General features: G+C 65.0%; 18 protein-coding genes. 17 read left to right on the top strand and 1 reads right to left on the bottom strand.

Annotation, left to right across the window (positions count from 1 at the left end):
- The 17 genes from nuoH (at position 1) to CHRYSEO8AT_RS14385 (ending at position 15,981) form a co-directional block, all read left to right on the top strand.
- Positions 1–1,074 (top strand): NADH-quinone oxidoreductase subunit NuoH, encoded by a 1,074-nt coding sequence (gene nuoH, locus CHRYSEO8AT_RS14305; protein ID WP_159851115.1) that lies wholly within the window; start codon positions 1–3, stop codon positions 1,072–1,074.
- The gene (locus tag CHRYSEO8AT_RS14310) at positions 1,074–1,265 is read left to right on the top strand and encodes a hypothetical protein (RefSeq protein WP_159851117.1); all 192 of its coding nucleotides are present in this window, start codon (positions 1,074–1,076) and stop codon (positions 1,263–1,265) included. Before nuoH ends, CHRYSEO8AT_RS14310 begins: the two co-directional genes overlap by 1 nt.
- Positions 1,265–1,756, top strand: coding sequence for an NADH-quinone oxidoreductase subunit NuoI (gene nuoI / locus CHRYSEO8AT_RS14315; RefSeq protein WP_159851118.1), 492 nt, complete (start codon positions 1,265–1,267; stop codon positions 1,754–1,756). Before CHRYSEO8AT_RS14310 ends, nuoI begins: the two co-directional genes overlap by 1 nt.
- Before the next feature lie 72 nt (positions 1,757–1,828).
- Complete coding sequence (locus CHRYSEO8AT_RS14320) at positions 1,829–2,455, top strand: NADH-quinone oxidoreductase subunit J (protein ID WP_159851120.1); 627 nt, start codon at positions 1,829–1,831, stop codon at positions 2,453–2,455.
- Positions 2,455–2,763 (top strand): NADH-quinone oxidoreductase subunit NuoK, encoded by a 309-nt coding sequence (gene nuoK, locus CHRYSEO8AT_RS14325; RefSeq protein WP_159851122.1) that lies wholly within the window; start codon positions 2,455–2,457, stop codon positions 2,761–2,763. The genes CHRYSEO8AT_RS14320 and nuoK overlap by 1 nt, the downstream gene beginning before the upstream one ends.
- Positions 2,764–2,765: 2 nt before the next feature.
- Positions 2,766–4,844, top strand: a complete 2,079-nt coding sequence (nuoL, locus tag CHRYSEO8AT_RS14330) for an NADH-quinone oxidoreductase subunit L (RefSeq protein WP_159851123.1) — start codon at positions 2,766–2,768, stop codon at positions 4,842–4,844.
- Between the two features lie 4 nt (positions 4,845–4,848).
- Positions 4,849–6,333: an NADH-quinone oxidoreductase subunit M gene (locus tag CHRYSEO8AT_RS14335; RefSeq protein ID WP_159851125.1), complete on the top strand. Its 1,485-nt coding sequence runs from the start codon at positions 4,849–4,851 to the stop codon at positions 6,331–6,333.
- 7 nt (positions 6,334–6,340) lie between these two features.
- On the top strand, positions 6,341–7,783 hold the full coding sequence (nuoN, locus tag CHRYSEO8AT_RS14340; protein WP_159851127.1) for an NADH-quinone oxidoreductase subunit NuoN: 1,443 nt from the start codon (positions 6,341–6,343) through the stop codon (positions 7,781–7,783).
- 4 nt (positions 7,784–7,787) lie between these two features.
- Positions 7,788–8,537, top strand: coding sequence for a biotin--[acetyl-CoA-carboxylase] ligase (locus CHRYSEO8AT_RS14345; protein WP_159851129.1), 750 nt, complete (start codon positions 7,788–7,790; stop codon positions 8,535–8,537).
- Positions 8,534–9,313 (top strand): type III pantothenate kinase, encoded by a 780-nt coding sequence (locus CHRYSEO8AT_RS14350; protein ID WP_159851131.1) that lies wholly within the window; start codon positions 8,534–8,536, stop codon positions 9,311–9,313. The genes CHRYSEO8AT_RS14345 and CHRYSEO8AT_RS14350 overlap by 4 nt, the downstream gene beginning before the upstream one ends.
- A complete protein-coding gene (locus CHRYSEO8AT_RS14355; RefSeq protein ID WP_159851133.1) occupies positions 9,314–10,987 on the top strand; it encodes a ribonuclease J in 1,674 nt (557 codons plus the stop codon).
- A 56-nt stretch (positions 10,988–11,043) separates the two neighbouring features.
- Entirely contained in the window at positions 11,044–11,952 is a 909-nt protein-coding gene (locus CHRYSEO8AT_RS14360; protein ID WP_159851135.1) for a hypothetical protein, read from the top strand.
- A gap of 40 nt (positions 11,953–11,992) precedes the next feature.
- Positions 11,993–12,331: a DUF3088 family protein gene (locus CHRYSEO8AT_RS14365; protein WP_159851137.1), complete on the top strand. Its 339-nt coding sequence runs from the start codon at positions 11,993–11,995 to the stop codon at positions 12,329–12,331.
- A gap of 9 nt (positions 12,332–12,340) precedes the next feature.
- A complete protein-coding gene (locus tag CHRYSEO8AT_RS14370; protein ID WP_159851139.1) occupies positions 12,341–12,607 on the top strand; it encodes a DUF1467 family protein in 267 nt (88 codons plus the stop codon).
- A 77-nt stretch (positions 12,608–12,684) separates the two neighbouring features.
- Positions 12,685–14,001 (top strand): proline--tRNA ligase, encoded by a 1,317-nt coding sequence (gene proS, locus CHRYSEO8AT_RS14375; RefSeq protein ID WP_159851141.1) that lies wholly within the window; start codon positions 12,685–12,687, stop codon positions 13,999–14,001.
- Positions 13,998–15,284, top strand: coding sequence for a lipoprotein-releasing ABC transporter permease subunit (locus CHRYSEO8AT_RS14380; protein WP_159851143.1), 1,287 nt, complete (start codon positions 13,998–14,000; stop codon positions 15,282–15,284). Before proS ends, CHRYSEO8AT_RS14380 begins: the two co-directional genes overlap by 4 nt.
- A complete protein-coding gene (locus CHRYSEO8AT_RS14385; protein WP_159851145.1) occupies positions 15,277–15,981 on the top strand; it encodes an ABC transporter ATP-binding protein in 705 nt (234 codons plus the stop codon). Before CHRYSEO8AT_RS14380 ends, CHRYSEO8AT_RS14385 begins: the two co-directional genes overlap by 8 nt.
- Positions 15,982–15,995: 14 nt before the next feature.
- Here the strand turns inward: CHRYSEO8AT_RS14385 and msrA are convergent, their stop codons facing one another.
- The gene (gene msrA, locus CHRYSEO8AT_RS14390) at positions 15,996–16,622 is read right to left on the bottom strand and encodes a peptide-methionine (S)-S-oxide reductase MsrA (RefSeq protein WP_159851147.1); all 627 of its coding nucleotides are present in this window, start codon (positions 16,620–16,622) and stop codon (positions 15,996–15,998) included.
- Between the last annotated feature and the right edge of the window lie 132 nt (positions 16,623–16,754).

The raw sequence follows: 16,754 nt of genomic DNA on the forward strand, positions 1-16,754 counted from the left end.
ATGGACCCCGTTTCCTTCTGGGCCACGCCTCTGGGCTGGACGCTGATCACCGTCGGTCAGGTCCTGCTGATCACGGTCGGCGTGCTGATCGCCGTCGCCTTCCTGCTGCTGGCCGACCGCAAGGTCTGGGCGGGCGTGCAGATGCGTAAGGGCCCGAATGTCGTCGGTCCCTTCGGCCTGCTTCAGTCTTTTGCGGACATGATCAAGTTCGTGCTGAAGGAGGTCGTGATCCCGGCCGGCGCGGACAAGGCGGTCTTCATCATCGCCCCGATCATCACCGTGATCCTGGCCTTCATGGCGTGGGCGGTCATTCCGTTCGCGCCCGGCTGGGTGGTGTCGGACCTGAACGTCGGCATCCTCTACATCTTCGCGGTCTCGTCGCTGGGCGTGTACGGCATCATCATGGGCGGCTGGGCTTCGAACTCGAAGTATCCGTTCCTGGGGTCGCTGCGGTCGGCGGCGCAGATGGTGTCGTATGAAGTCTCGCTGGGCCTGATCATCATCAATGTGATCCTGCTGGCCGGCACGATGAACCTGTCGGCCATCGTCGAGAGCCAGAAGGGCATGTTCTGGAACTGGTACGGCTTCGGCGGCGGCGCCGACACCTGGCCGCTGGTCGTGATCCTGTTCCCGATGTCGATCATCTTCTTCATCTCGGCCTTGGCCGAGACCAACCGCCCGCCGTTCGACCTGCCCGAGGCCGAGTCCGAACTGGTCGCCGGTTATCAGGTTGAATACAGCTCGACCCCGTACCTGCTGTTCATGATGGGCGAATACGTCAACATCGTCTTCATGTCGGCGATGATCAGCCTGCTGTTCTTCGGCGGCTGGAATCCCGGCGTTCCGCAGGCCTGGATGGACAATCTGCCGGCGTGGATCGCCTATACGATCTATCTGCTGACCTTCATGGCCAAGACCGTGTTCTGGTTCGTCTGCATCTCGATGGTGAAGGCCTTCGTGCCGCGCTATCGTTATGACCAACTGATGCGCCTGGGCTGGAAGATCTTCCTGCCGACCTCGCTGGTGGCGGTCGTGATCGTCTCGGCGTGGCGCGTGTTCGTGGTGGGATCGTGATGAAGGGTCTTGTCATCGCCTTCGGCATGCTGACCCTGACGGCCGCCTGCGCGCCCGACAATACGCGCATGCCCGAGTCGAGTTATCAGTGGCAGCAACGCCAGGACCGCATCGAACAGGACTGGCGCGCCAGCCAGACCGCTCCCCAGACCGCCCCCAAGACGACGCCCGCCCCCAAGGATAAGCCCTGATGTTCACCCGTATCGTCCAGGCGACCAAGGGCGCGATGATGCTGGACGTCATCGGCGCCATCGGACTGTCGCTGAAATATATGGCGCGGCCCAAGATGACCGTGAACTATCCGTTTGAGCGGAACCCGCAGTCGCCGCGCTTCCGGGGGGAACACGTGCTGCGCCGCTATGCGAACGGCGAGGAACGCTGCATCGCCTGCAAACTGTGCGAAGCCATCTGCCCGGCTCAGGCCATCACCATCGAGGCCGAACCGCGCGCCGACGGCAGCCGCCGTACCACGCGCTACGACATCGACATGGTCAAATGCATCTACTGCGGCCTGTGCCAGGAGGCCTGCCCGGTGGACGCCATCGTGGAAGGCCCCAACTCCGAATTCGCCGTCGAGACGCGCGAGGAGCTGCTCTACGACAAGCAACGCCTGCTCGATAACGGCGACCGCTGGGAACGGCAGATCGCCAAGAATCTGGAACTCGACGCGCCTTACCGCTAAGGCGCTCACGCAAACGGGCTGGCGATTCCTTCCTGAGGGTCGCGGCCGATACGAAAGGGGCTTCGTCCCGACATGCTGCAAGGCATAGCCTTCTATCTGCTGGCGGCGGTCGCCACGGTTTCCGGCCTTCTGGTCGTGACCGCGCGCAACCCCGTGCACAGCGTGCTGTGGTTGATCCTGGCCTTCTTCTCGTCGGCCGGTCTGTTCGTCCTGCTGGGCGCCGAGTTCCTGGCGATGCTGCTGGTCGTCGTCTACGTCGGCGCGGTCGCGGTGCTGTTCCTGTTCGTCGTCATGATGCTGGACGTGGACTTCCTGAAGCTGCGCGAAGGTTACGCGCGCTATCTGCCGCTGGGGGCGATCATCGCCGCCGTGCTGCTGGTGGAAATGATCATCGTCTCGGTCGCCGTGGTCCAGGGCGGGGCGGCGGCGGGCCTGCCGGGGCCGGGCGCGCCGGACGCCAGCGTCACCAATGTCGAGGCCATCGGTCGCGTGCTCTACACGGACTACGTCTACTTCTTCCAGGCGGCCGGGATCGTGCTGCTGATCGCGATGATCGGCGCCATCACCCTGACGCTGCGCCACAAGCCGCATATCAAACGCCAGAACCCCGGCGATCAGGTCAACCGCGACCGTCGCAAGTCGGTCGAGATCAAGCCTGCTGCGACGGGCGAGGGCGTCAGCGCCGAGGAGCTTCTCTGATGGAAATCGGACTGACCCACTATCTGACGGTCGCCGCGATCCTGTTCACCATTGGTGTGTTCGGCATCTTCGTGAACCGCAAGAACGTCATCATCATCCTGATGTCGATCGAGCTGATCCTGCTGGCGGTGAACATCAACTTCGTCGCCTTCTCGACCTATCTGAACGACATCAGCGGGCAGATCATGGCCATGTTCGTCCTGACCGTCGCCGCGGCCGAAGCCGCCGTCGGCCTGGCCATCCTAGTGACCTTCTTCCGTAACCGCGGCGACATCGCCGTCGACGACGCCTCCGTGATGAAGGGTTGAGCGTGACTTTCCATACCCTCGTCATTCTCGGGATCTTCGCCCCGCTGCTGGGCGCGGCCATCGTCGGCTTCTTCGGTCGTCGGCTTGGCAACATCCCGTCGCAGGCCGTCACGACGGGCCTGCTGTTCTTCTCGTGCGCCGTCGCCTGGACAGTGTTCGGGCAATGGACCTGGGGCCATCTGGAGCCCTTCACCATTCGCCTGGCGCCCTTCATCAATGTGGGCGACTTCCAGTCGGCCTGGTCGATCCGCATCGACGCCCTGTCGGCGACCATGCTGATTGTGGTCACCAGCGTCTCTTCGCTGGTCCACCTGTATTCCTGGGGCTACATGGCCGAGGACGACAGCCGGCCGCGCTTCTTCGCCTATCTGTCGCTGTTCACCTTCATGATGCTGGCGCTGGTGACGGCCGCCGACTTCATGCAGATCTTCTTCGGCTGGGAAGGCGTGGGCCTGGCGTCTTATCTGCTGATCGGCTTCTGGTTCAAGAAACCGACGGCCAGCGCCGCCGCCATCAAGGCCTTTGTCGTCAACCGCGTCGGCGACTTCGGCTTCGTCCTGGGGATCATGACGATCTTCTGGATGTACGGCACGATCGAGTTCGCCGAACTGTTCCCGATGATCGCCACCAAGGCGAACACGACGTGGGAGTTCCTGGGCGTCCAGTGGTCCGCGCTGGATCTGGCCGGCTTCCTGCTGTTCATCGGCGCCATGGGCAAGTCGGCCCAGTTCTTCCTGCACACCTGGCTGCCCGACGCGATGGAAGGGCCGACGCCTGTGTCGGCGCTGATCCACGCCGCCACCATGGTGACCGCCGGCGTCTACATGGTCTGCCTGCTGTCGCCGATCTATGAGTATGCGCCGGGCGCGTCGCAGATCATCGCCATCATCGGCGCGATCACGGCCCTGTTCGCCGCCACGGTCGGCCTGACGCAGAACGACATCAAGCGGGTCATCGCCTATTCGACCTGTTCGCAGCTGGGCTACATGTTCTTCGCGGCAGGCGTCGGCGCCTATCAGGCCGCCATGTTCCACCTGTTCACGCACGCCTTCTTCAAGGCCCTGCTGTTCCTGGGCGCCGGCTCGGTGATCCACGGCATGCACCACGAGCAGGATATGCGGAAGATGGGCGGACTGTGGAAGCTGCTGCCGGTCACCTATGCGGTGATGACCATCGGCACCATCGCCATCACCGGGCTGGGCATCCCCGGCGTCGGCGGCTTCGCCGGCTTCTACTCCAAAGACTCGATCATCGAGAGCGCCTACGCCTCGGCGGCCTCGGGTCATTCGGCCATCGGTCTGTTCGCCTTCTTCGTCGGCATCATCGCCGCCGGTCTGACGGCCTACTATTCGTGGCGTTTGGTCTTCATGACCTTCCACAACAAGCCCGTGTGGAAGGAAGAGGGCGATGCGCATCATGCAGACGATCACGTTTCGCACGCCCAGTTGGAAACCCATTCCGAGCCGGTCACGGACGCTCACGCCCACGACGACCATGGCCATCATGGCCCGCTGAAGCCGCACGAGAGCCCGTGGGTCATGCTGGTTCCGCTGATCCTGCTGTCGGTCGGCGCCGTCGCCGCCGGCTTCGTCTTCGCGCCGCACTTCATCGGCCACCACGAGGGCGAGTTCTGGCGTGGAGCGATCTTCACCGGCGAACACAACCACGTCCTGCACGAGAGCCACGACGTTCCGACCTGGGTGAAGTGGTCGCCGCTGATCCTGACGCTGACCGGAACGGCCTTCGCCTACTGGATCTACGTCGCTCGCGAGGGCATGGGCCGTCGCATGGCCGAGCGGAACGGCGTCATCTACCGCTTCCTCTACAACAAGTGGTATTTCGACGAGCTGTACGACTTCGTCTTCGTGCGCGGCTTCAAGGCCATCGGGGACTTCTTCTGGAAGATCTTCGACGTGAAGATCATCGATGGTCTCGGTCCGAACGGCGCTGCCTGGGTGTCGCTGAAATCCGCCGCTCGACTGGCCAAGATCCAGTCAGGCTATGTCTATCATTATGCCTTCGTGATGCTGCTGGGGGTCGCCGGTCTGCTCACCTTCGCTATCCTCGCGTGGGGAGCCTGATCTCGTGCCCTACATCCTGAGCCTCGTTACATTCCTGCCCCTGATCGGGGCCCTGGCGCTCTTCGTCGCCCGGCTGACCTTCAAGTCGGCCGACGCCGCCGCTCCGGCCGCGCGCTGGATCGCCCTGGTCACGACCCTGGTCACGCTGGCCGTGTCGGTCGGGTTGGTCGCCGGATTCGATCCGTCGAACACCGGCTATCAGTTCGTCGAGATGGTCCCGTGGTTCGCGGGCGCCAGCTATCATCTGGGCGTCGACGGGATCTCGATCCTGTTCGTACTGCTGACCGCCTTCCTGATGCCGATCTGCATCCTGGCCAGCTGGAAGTCGATCGAGACGCGCGTCGTCGAATATATGATCGCCTTCCTGGTGCTGGAGACGCTGGTCATCGGCGTGTTCACGTCGCTGGACCTGTTCCTGTTCTATATCTTCTTCGAAGGCACGCTGGTGCCGATGTTCCTGATCATCGGCATCTGGGGCGGGGCGAACCGGATCTACGCCGCCTACAAATTCTTCCTCTACACCCTGCTGGGGTCCGTCCTGATGTTGCTGGCCATGCTGTGGATGGCGCACGAGGCCGGCACCACCAGCATCCCCGAGCTGAAGCAATACGCCTTCGACCCGGCGGTTCAGCCTTTGCTCTGGCTGGCCTTCTTCGCCTCGTTTGCGGTCAAGATGCCGATGTGGCCGGTCCACACCTGGCTGCCCGACGCCCACGTCCAGGCGCCGACGGCGGGATCGGTCATCCTGGCCGGCATCCTGCTGAAACTGGGCGGATACGGCTTCATCCTATTCAACGTGCCGATGTTCCCGCAGGCGTCGGAGATGTTCCGCCCGCTGGTCTTCACCCTGTCGGTGATCGCCATCGTATATACCTCGCTGGTCGCCTGGCGTCAGACGGACATCAAGAAGCTGATCGCTTATTCGTCCGTCGCCCACATGGGCTTCGTCACCCTGGGCATCTTCTCCGGAAATGACGTCGGCATGCAGGGCGCCATCTTCCAGATGATCAGCCACGGCCTGATCTCGGGCGCACTGTTCCTGTGCGTCGGCGTGGTCTACGACCGGATGCACACCCGCGAGATCGCCTTCTACGGCGGCCTGACGTCGCGGATGCCCTGGTATGCGGCCATCTTCCTGATGTTCACCATGGCCAACGTCGGCCTGCCGGGCACCTCCGGCTTCGTCGGTGAAGTCCTGACCATGACGGGCGCCTATCAGGCCTCGACCTGGGCGGCTCTGGTTGCGGCCTCGGGCGTGATCTTCTCCGCTGTCTATGCCCTGACCCTGTACCGGGCGGTCATGTTCGGCGAGATCACCAATCCAAAGCTCGAGACCATCACCGACATCGACAAGCGCGAACTGCTGCTGTTCGTGCCGTTGATCATCGGCACCATTTGGCTGGGGGTCCATCCGGCCTCCGTCCTCGATTACACCGGGCCCGCCGTCGAGGCCCTGACCAGCGCGTATCGCGCCGCGATCGGCGGGTGAGACCATAATGCCTGATTTGTCCTCCGCCCTGCATCTCGCCGCCTCGGAAGTCACCCTCGCGGTCGGCGCCCTGGTCCTGCTGATGGTCGGCGCCTTCATCGGCGACAAGAGCGCCCGGCTGGTCTCGATCCTGTCGGTCCTGCTGCTGATCGTCGCCGCCGTCATCTCCATCGTCGGCCCGTGGGGCGTCGCCTTCAACGGCGCCTATGTCGCCGATCCGCTGGCCATCTACGCCAAGAGCCTGATCTATCTTTCGGCCGCCGTGGCGGTCGTGTTGGGCGACGGCTGGATGAAGCGCACGCGTATCGCCAAGTTCGAATACCCGGTCCTGATCGTGCTGGCCTCGGTCGGCATGGGAATGATGGCGTCCTCGGGCGACTTGATCTCGATGTATGTCGGCATCGAGCTGCACTCGCTGGCGCTCTATGTGCTGGCCGCCTTCCACCGCAACGACGTCAAGGCGTCGGAAGCGGGCCTCAAGTATTTCGTTCTGGGTGCCCTGTCGTCTGGCCTGCTGCTCTACGGTTCCAGCCTGATCTACGGTTTCGCCGGGTCGATGCGGTTCGAGGACATCGCCGCCTTCGCCGCCGACAACCCCGGTCCCGGCCTGGTGTTCGGCCTGGTCTTCCTGATCTGCGGTCTGGCGTTCAAGGTTTCGGCCGCGCCGTTCCACATGTGGACGCCCGACGTCTATGAGGGCGCACCGACGCCTGTCGTGGCCCTGTTCGCCACGGCGCCCAAGGTCGCCGCCATGGTGCTGATCGCCCGCGCGCTGGAGCACGGCTTCGGCGACGCCCACGCCCAGTGGTCCCAGGTCCTGATCGCCATCTCCCTGATCAGCTTCGTCGTCGGTGCCTTCGGCGGCTTGGCGCAGAAGGACATCCAGCGCCTGCTGGCCTATTCGTCGATCGCCAATATCGGCTATGCGCTTCTGGGCATCGCGGCGGGCACCGCCGAAGGTCTGCAGGCCATGCTGATGTTCATGACCCTGTATGTCATCGACCAACTGGGCTTCTTCGCCATCCTGCTCAGCCTGTCCAAGTCGGGCCGTCCGATCCGTCGAATCGCCGACCTCGCGGGTCTGAAGAAGGATCGTCCGTTGACGGCCGTGGCCCTGACCATCCTGTCGCTGTCGGTGCTGGGCATGCCGCCTTTCTCGGGCTTCTGGGGCAAGTATTATGTGTTCGGCGCCGCCGCCGATGCGGGCCTTTGGCCGGTCGCAGCCGCCGGTCTGGTCGCTTCGGTCGTCGCCGCCTTCTACTATCTGCGCATCCTCAAGCTGATGTGGTTCGATGCGCCCGTGGACGACATCGCGACGGATGCCGCGCCGGTCGAGGCCAAGTGGATCGGCTGGGCCTGCGCCGCCTTCGCCTTCCCGCTGGTGATCGTGGGTCTGACCTGGTTGGAGCCGCTGACCAAGGTTGCGAGCGCCGGCTTCGGGAACGGGTAGGGCGTTGTCGCCCGTCCCCCTGGTTATCCTCGACGAGATCGACTCGACCAACGCCGAGGCGCGCCGCCTCGCCGAGGCCGGGGAGGCGGGGCCGCGCTGGATCGTGGCGCGGCGTCAGACCGCCGGTCGCGGGCGTCGCGGTCGCAAGTGGGAAAGCGATCAGGGCAACCTGGCCGCCACTTTGCTGGTCACCACGCCCAAGTCGGCGGCCGAGGCGGCTCAAGCCACCTTCGTGGCGGCCCTGGCCGTCGCCGACCTGCTGGACGTGTTCGTCTCGCCGGCCCTGGTGTCGATCAAATGGCCCAATGACGTTCTGCTGGACGGCGTGAAGGTCTCCGGCATCCTGGTCGAGTCCGGCGCTCACGCGAACGGTGATCTGTGGCTGGCGGTCGGCATCGGCGTGAACCTGGCCCATGCACCCGAAGGCACCGAACGCGGCGCGACCTCCATCGCCGCACGCCTGCGCGCCGACCTCGCCTATGTCCCGCCCATCGAGGCCGCCGCCGAAATCCTGGCCGAGACCTTCGCCGTCTGGTGGGGCCGCTGGCAGACGATGGGGTTCGAGCCGGTGCTGGACGCCTGGACCAGTCGCCTGACCGGGCTGAACGGCCCGTGCACCGCGCGTCTGGACAATGAGACTCTGGAAGGTCTGGCCGAGGGCGTCGAGCCGGACGGTGCGCTGCGCCTGCGTCTCGCTGATGGTTCTGTTCGGCTGATCTCCGCTGGCGACGTCTTCTTCGGGAAAGCCGCTTGATGCTGCTGGCCATCGAACAGGGCAACACCAATACGCTGTTCGCCGTTCACGACGGCTCGGACTGGATCGCCCAATGGCGCGCCGCGACCGAGGCTAGCCGCACGGCGGACGAATACGCCGTCTGGCTGAACCAGCTGATGGTGATGAAGGGGCTGGAGTTCGATGCCCTGAGCGGCTGCATCATCTCCAGCGTCGTGCCCCAGTCGATCTTCAACCTGCGTAACCTGGCGCGGCGTTATCTGAACATCGAACCCCTGGTGATCGGCGAGAACGCTGAACTGGGCATCGAGGTGCGGATCGCCAAACCTAGCGAGGCGGGGGCCGACCGCTTGGTCAACGCTGTCGGGGCGTCGCTGATGTATCCTGGCGACCTGCTGTTGATCGACAGCGGCACGGCGACCACTTTTGACATCGTCTCCGGCGACGGCGCCTTCGAAGGCGGTCTGATCGCGCCCGGCATCAATCTGTCGCTTCAGGCGCTGCACGAAGCGGCGGCCAAACTGCCCCGCATCGCCATCCAGAAGCCCGAACACGTCATCGGCAAGGGCACGGTCGAGGCCATGCAGTCCGGCGTCTTCTGGGGCTATATCTCGTTGATCGAAGGCCTGGTCCAGCGCATCAAGGCGGAGTGGGCGCGGCCCATGACCGTCATCGGCACCGGCGGCGTCGCCAGCCTGTTCGAAGGCGCGACCGACAGCATCGATCACTTCGATCCCGATTTAACTATTCGCGGCCTCCTCGAAATCTGGCGTCGTAACGCCCATTTGACTGATTGAATGAAAAAGCAAAACCAAGACGAACTCGTTTTTCTGCCTTTGGGCGGCTCCGACGAAGTCGGTATGAACCTCAACGCCTATGGCTTCGGCCCGGCGGACAATCGTGAATGGCTGATCGTCGATGTCGGCGTCACCTTCGGCGACCTGTCCACGCCCGGCGTCGACGTGATCGTGCCCGATCCCGCCTTCCTGGAAGGCGAGAACATCAAGGGCATCATGCTGACCCACGCGCACGAGGATCACATCGGCGCTCTCGGCTGGCTGTGGCCGCGCATCAAGGCGCCGGTCTACGCCACCCCCTTCACCGCCTATCTGATCAAGGACAAGCTGCGCGAGCGCGGCATCTTCGACGAGGTCGAGGTGATCGAGGTGCCGCTGGGCGGAACTGTCGACGTGGGCTCGTTCGGCGTCACCTTCGTCAACATGAGCCACTCCATCGCCGAGCCGAGCGGCCTGGCCATCGACACTCCCCTGGGCATGGTGTTCCACACCGGCGACTGGAAGATCGACGACCAGCCGATCATCGGCGAAAAGACAGATGCTCCCGCCATCCGCGCCATGGGCGACGAAGGCGTGTTGGCCATGGTCTGCGATTCGACCAACGTCTTCGTGCCGGGCGTCGCCGGGTCCGAGGGTGATGTCGCCGTCGCCATTTCCAAACTGATCGCCAGCCTGAAGGGCCGCGTCGCCGTGGGCTGTTTCGCCTCCAACGTCGCCCGTATGGACAGCGTCATCCGCGCGGCCGAGGCCTGCGGTCGTCGCGTGTCGCTGGCCGGTCGCTCGATGCACAAGATCACGGCCGCGGCCAAACACGTCGGCATGTTGCAGGACGTGAAGCCCTTCCTGTCGGACGAAGAGGCCCGCGTCTGGCCGGCCGACCAAATCCTGTACCTTTGCACCGGCAGCCAGGGCGAAGCTCGCGCGGCTCTGTCGCGCGTCGCCGACGGCACCCACCCGGTCGTCAAACTGGGTCTGGGTGACCACTGCATCTTCTCGTCGCGCCAGATCCCCGGCAACGAACTGGCCATCGGCAATCTGCAGGATCGCCTCGCGGACCGGGGCGTGCGCCTCTACACCGAGAAGGATCACCCCGGCATCCACGTCTCGGGCCACCCCTGCCGTGACGAACTGAAGCAGATGTACGACTGGGTGCGGCCGCAAATCGCCGTCCCGACCCACGGCGTGCGCCGCTTCCTGCTGGAACACGCCAACCTGGCCAAGGACATCGGCATCAAGGAGACCGTGACGCCCCGCAACGGCGACATGGTCCGCCTGGCGCCTGGCCCTGCCAAGATCATCGACGAGGTGCCGAACGGTCGCCTTTATGTCGACGGCGGCATGCTGGTGACCGAACAGGGCGAGGCCCTGAAGGAGCGTCGCCACGCCTCGACCAACGGTGTGCTGATCGTCAGCTTCGCCCTGGACAAGCGCGGCCGCATCGCCAGCGATATCGATATCCGCAGCGTCGGCCTGCCCGGCGACACCGGTACGCCCCTGGGCGATGCACTGGACAAGCTGGCCGAGCGGGTCGAACAGGTGATCAAGGGTCTGAAAGGTGACGCTCTGGACGACGAGATGGTCATCGAACAGGCTGTGGCTCGCGTGCTGAAGAAGGCCAGCCAGCAGATCTGGGATCGTCGTCCCATCGTCGAGACCGTCGTCCTGCGCGTTTGATGCAACCTTGACTGTTCGGGCGCATTTTCTGCGCGCCTGAACGGTCGGGGGAACCCATGTCTGACAAACCCACCCGCGCGCGCCGCCTTCTGGAACGGGTGCGTCATGCCCGCCATCCGTTGCACGGATGGCGGCGCTGGGCGGTGATCGTGGGGCAGGGGATGGTCGGCTTCGTCGCCCTGTTCGCCGCCGTCAATCTGGTGCTCAGCCTGTCGACGTTCCGGGGCGAGGATCCGCTGTCCCGGACAGTTCACGAACTGCGCGTCCTGTGGTTCAGTTCGCCGGACGGCGCGCCCATGTCGCCCACGGCCTTTCCCACCGTCTATGGCCGTGATCTGGGGCCGGCGCCCGACACCGTCGCCATCCACGCCTTCCTGGAGCGCGAGGCCGAGGACGGCGTCTTCCTGCTCGACCATGTGATGGTGGATCGGATCCTGAAGCTGAACGGCCGGATCGACGCACGCAGCGTGCCGTCGGGCGTCTATGTCGGCGCCCACGCCCTGGGGCCGGACGATATGCCCCTGGTGCCGGTGACCAAGTTCATGGCGCAATATCTGCTGTTTCCGCGCCACGCCTATATCCTGGTGGTCCCCGAGAGCGGGCCGGCGATCGCCTTTTCCGCCAGCCAGAACGCCAAGTTCGGCATCGACACCCATCCCGAACGCCTGTCCGCCGAGATCGCGCCGTTCGGTCCGAACGCCTACGACTTCCCCAGTTCGGGCGAGGCGCTGCACGAGATGACCCGCATCACCAATGATCCCGCCCGCGTCGGCGCGGCCATCGAGACGCTGAAGGGCGCACAGGCGCGGCTGGCGGCTGAGGGCCTGACCTATGGTCTCTTGGCGCCCAACTCCAACACGGCGGTGGGGTGCGTGCTGCAAGGGTCGGGGGCGATCACCCAGCAGGCTCGGTCGTCGATCCTACTGGCCCTGCGCGCGCCGGGCTTCGGCGCGGCCTGCGATTAGCGGTCGCAACCCTCGCCGCGTTTCCGCTATATCCACGCCGATGGCCGAGCGACTCTTCCTTTTGAACCCTGACTGGCATGACGATCAGGGCGGTCCCTGGTTCTGTCCTGCGGGCGCCTATGTCGAGGGCGTGCTGGCCTTCTACCCACAACTGCGTGACGCGCTGGAGGTGGTCTATCTGGATCACGCCCGCCCTCGACCGCCCGTGATCGAACAGGTGGGCGAGGCGCATCAAAGCTGCCCCATCCTGATCCTGGACGGTGAACTGGATTGGTCTGACGCGCAGGTCAGCGAAACGACCGGCCGGCGCTTCCTTCAGGATCACGCCATTGCCCCCTATCTGGCGGCCCGCTACGGCGTCGGCCGGCCGCATCCCTAGAGGTCCGTCATGCCCATCGGCGTCTTCACCATGGTCGGCATCTACATCATCGTCTGGTGGACTGTGCTGTTCGCCGTGCTGCCGCTAGGCACAGCGAGCGAGACGCATGAGCCGCCGACCGACGGCTCCCAGTGGGGCGCGCCAAAGACGCCGAACCTGAAGAAGAAGTTCCTGACCACCACCTGGGTCTCGGCCTTGGTCTGGGTCTTCGTCATGGTGCTGATCTTCACCGGCTGGCTGCCCTTGCCCAACTTCGCCAACGGCCCGGCCGTCTAAACGACGCGCCGGCCTAGCTTTCGCCCCGGTCCAGCGGCTAAAGCCTTGTTCCGTCTCTACGCCTAGGATTTTCGATCATGCGCCTGTCGCGCTTTTTCCTGCCCACGCTGAAGGAAGCCCCTTCGGACGCCCAGATCGTCTCGCACCAGCTGATGCTGCGCGCCGGCATGATCAAGCAGGAGGCCGCCGGCATCTACGCCTGGCTGCCGCTGGGTCTGAAGGTGCTGCGCAAGGTCGAGCAGATCGTGCGCGAGGAGCAGATGCGCGCAGGCGCAGTCGAGCTGCTGATGCCGACCCTGCAACTGGCCGACCTGTGGCGCGAGAGCGGCCGCTATGACGCCTACGGCCCCGAGATGCTGCGCATCACCGACCGGCACGAGCGCGAGCTGCTTTATGGGCCGACCAATGAGGAGATGATCACCGACATCTTCCGGGCCTATGTGAAGTCCTACAAGTCGCTGCCGCTGAACCTGTTTCACATCCAGTGGAAGTTCCGCGACGAGCGCCGGCCTCGGTTCGGCGTCATGCGCGGCCGCGAGTTCCTGATGAAGGACGCCTATTCCTTCGACGTGGACGAGGCGTCGGCGCGCGTCGCCTATAATCGGATGTTTACGGCCTATCTGAACACCTTCGCCCGCATGGGCCTGAAGGCTGTGCCGATGCGCGCCGACACCGGCCCCATCGGGGGCGACCTGAGCCACGAGTTCATCGTCCTGGCCGAAACCGGCGAGAGCGAGGTCTTCTGCGACCGCAAGCTGGTCGAGATGGCCCCTCCCGGTCACGACCTCGACGCCGAGGCGCTGCAGGCCGTTTTCGACGAGCGCACGGCCCTGTACGCCGCGACCGAGGAAATGCACGACGCGGCCCAGTTTGAGGCCCAGACCGCCGAGGGCGACCGTCTGTCGGCGCGCGGCATCGAGGTCGGCCACATCTTCTATTTCGGCACGAAATACTCCGTCCCGATGAAGGCCAAGGTCGCCGGGCCGGACGGTCAGGACACCGAGGTCCACATGGGCAGCTATGGTGTCGGCGTGTCGCGCCTGCTGGGCGCCATAATCGAGGCCAGCCACGACGCGGGCGGCATCATCTGGCCTGACGCCGTGGCCCCGTTCGACGTGGTCGTGATCAATCTGCGCGCCAATGACGAGGCCGTCTCGGCCGCCTGCGAGGATGCGGTCGCCCAGCTGGAAAAACTCGGCAAGGACGTGCTGTACGACGACACCGATGAGCGTCCGGGCGGCAAGTTCGCCACCGCCGACCTGATCGGCGTGCCGTGGCAGCTGACCATCGGTCCCAAGGGGCTGGCGGACGGCGTGGTCGAGCTGAAGCGCCGCGCCACCGGCGAGAAGGTCTCCGTGCCCCTGGCCGAAGCCATCGAAAGGCTGACCGCTTGAGCCTGCCGTCCCGTCCTTCCGGCGCCTTCTCCTCGTGGGAGATCGGCCTGGCCCTTCGCTACCTGCGCGCCAAGCGCAAGGAGGGCGGCGTCGCCACCATCGCCGTGATCAGCTTCATCGGCATCATGCTGGCCGTCGCCGTGCTGATCAGCGTCATGAGCATCATGTCCGGCTTCCGCAGCGAGCTGCTGGGCCGGATGCTGGCCTTCAACGGGCATATGTATGTGCAGGGCGCGGTTCTGACCTCTCCCGACCGTGAAGCCGCGCTAAAGCGGATCCAGGCCGTGCCGGGCGTCGCCAGCGCCAGTCCGCTGAACGAGGCCCAAAGCCTGATCCGCGTCGGCAGCTATACGACCGGCGCCATCGCCAAGGGCATCCGTCCCGAAGACCTGGCCAAGACCCAATATGTGTTCGACAGCCTGACGCCGCAGGAGCGCGCCGGGTTCGGCAAGGGCCCCTATGGCGGCGACCGCATTCTGGTCGGCGCTGCCTTGGCCACCTCGATGGGGCTGCGGGTCGGCGATCCCGTCACCCTGTATTCGCCCACCGGCGCCGACAGCGCGTTTGGCAATCTGGGCGGGCTGGAGAAGACCTATTTCGTCGGCGGCCTGTTCCGCTCGGGCGCCGCCGATTACGACCGCGCCTTCATCTTCATGCCGCTGGAGCAGCAGCAGCTCTTCTTCGGCAAGGAAGGCGTGTGGGACGCCATCGAGATCAAGGTCAACAATCCCGATCAGGTCGGCGCCCTGACCGCCGCCATCCGTGATGCGGCCGGCCCCGGCGCGGTCGTCAGCGACTGGCGCGAACGCCTCGCCGCCTTCTACGGCGCGTTGAAGGTCGAGCGGGTGGCCATGAGCATCATCCTGGGCCTGGTCGTCGCCATCGCCGCCATGAACATCATCTCTGGCATCGTCATGCTGGTGAAGAACAAGGGCCGCGACATCGCCATCCTGCGCACCATCGGCGCCAGCCCGTCGTCCATCCTGCGCGTCTTCTTCATGGCCGGCGCCATGATCGGCGTGGCGGGCACGATCGCCGGTCTGGTGCTGGGCCTGCTGTTCTGCTGGAACATCGGCCCGATCCAGCACTTCCTGGAGTTCGTGCTGCAGACCAAGCTGTTCGATTCCGACGTCTATATGCTGGACGCCATTCCGGCGCTGGTCGATCCGGCCGACGTGGCCTGGGTGACCTTCTGGTCGCTGCTGATGAGCTGTATCGCCAGCCTGCCGCCGTCCTGGACCGCGTCTCGCATCGATCCCGTGGAGGCGCTCCGCTATGAGTAAGGCTCCCATCCTGTCGGTGCGCGGCCTGACCCGCACCTATGACACTGCGCAAGGCGGCCTGACCGTGCTGAAGGGCGTCGATCTGGACGTGTTTCCGGGCGAACTGGTCGGGCTGATCGGCCCCTCGGGCTCGGGCAAGTCGTCGCTGCTGCACGCCGCCGGCCTGTTGGAAAAGCCGACCAGCGGTACGGTCGCCATCGACGGCGAACAGGTCGGAAATCTGGACGAGCGCGCGCGCACGCGCCTGCGTCTGGGCCGGATCGGCTTCGTCTATCAGTTCCACCATCTGCTGCCCGAGTTCGACGCGCGCGACAACGTCGCCCTGCCGATGCGGATCGCGGGCCTGACTCAGGACGAGGCCAGGAAGCGCGCAGAGGTCACGCTGACGGCGCTTGGCCTGGGTGAGCGCCTGACGCACCAACCTGCCCAACTTTCAGGCGGGGAACAGCAGCGGGTCGCTATCGGCCGTGCGCTCGCCAATGGCCCGCGGCTGTTGCTGGCTGACGAACCGACCGGCAACCTGGATCCGACCACCAGCCAGTCGGTGTTCGAATCCCTGCGCGACCTGGCCAAGAATACGGGTGTCGCCGCCCTGATCGCGACCCACAACATGGAGCTGGCCGGCCATATGGACCGCGTCTTCGCCCTGAAGGACGGGCATCTGGAAGAGCGCGCGGCCCAGAGCCACGCCTACTGAGCTACGCCTACTGATCAGCTGACGGCGGCGTCGCCCCAGATCGCCCGCAAGCGTTCGGGGCGGCGGCACCCGATCCGATAGGCCTGATAGCTGGCGGCGTGAAGCTTGGCGTAGTTTTGATGCTCTTCGCCCGCGGGCCAGAAGCGCTGGGCGCCGACGACAGGCGTCGTGAAACTCTTCTTCAGAACACGCATGGCGGCGTCCCGCGAGGCGACGGCGTCGGTGCGTTGGCCATCGGTGGCGAACACGGCCGAGCGATACGACAGCCCCTGGTCGCAGAACTGTCCGTTCGGATCGGTCGGATCGATCGTGCGCCAGTAGCGGTCGACCAAGGCGCGATAGGAAACCACGCGCGGATCGAAGGTGACCTGGATTGCTTCCATATGGCCGGTGCCGCCGCGCACGACCTGTTCATAGGTCGGATTGGCCGTGTGTCCGCCCACGAAGCCCGACACGGCGGACCGCACGCCCGGTACGTCGTCGAACGCCTTTTCCTCGGACCAGAAACAGCCACCGGCGAAGATGGCCGTTTGAAGCGCCGGCGTCGTTTGGGCCTCGGCTGGCCGGGGCAGGGGTGCGCCGAGCGCCAGCACCCCGATGGTCAGGGATGCGAGCGCGGCGAGCGTGGTGCGATTAGACATCGGTCGATCTCCGTTTCCACTCACTACGACGGCGTCGGTCGAATGGTTTCAAACACGATGGTTGACGAGAACAAAAAGCCAACATAGAACATTAGCGGAACATATCGGATTGGTGGGAGACAATGTCATGCC

The sequence above is a fragment of the Brevundimonas sp. G8 genome, from assembly GCF_902506205.1.
Lineage (GTDB): Bacteria > Pseudomonadota > Alphaproteobacteria > Caulobacterales > Caulobacteraceae > Brevundimonas.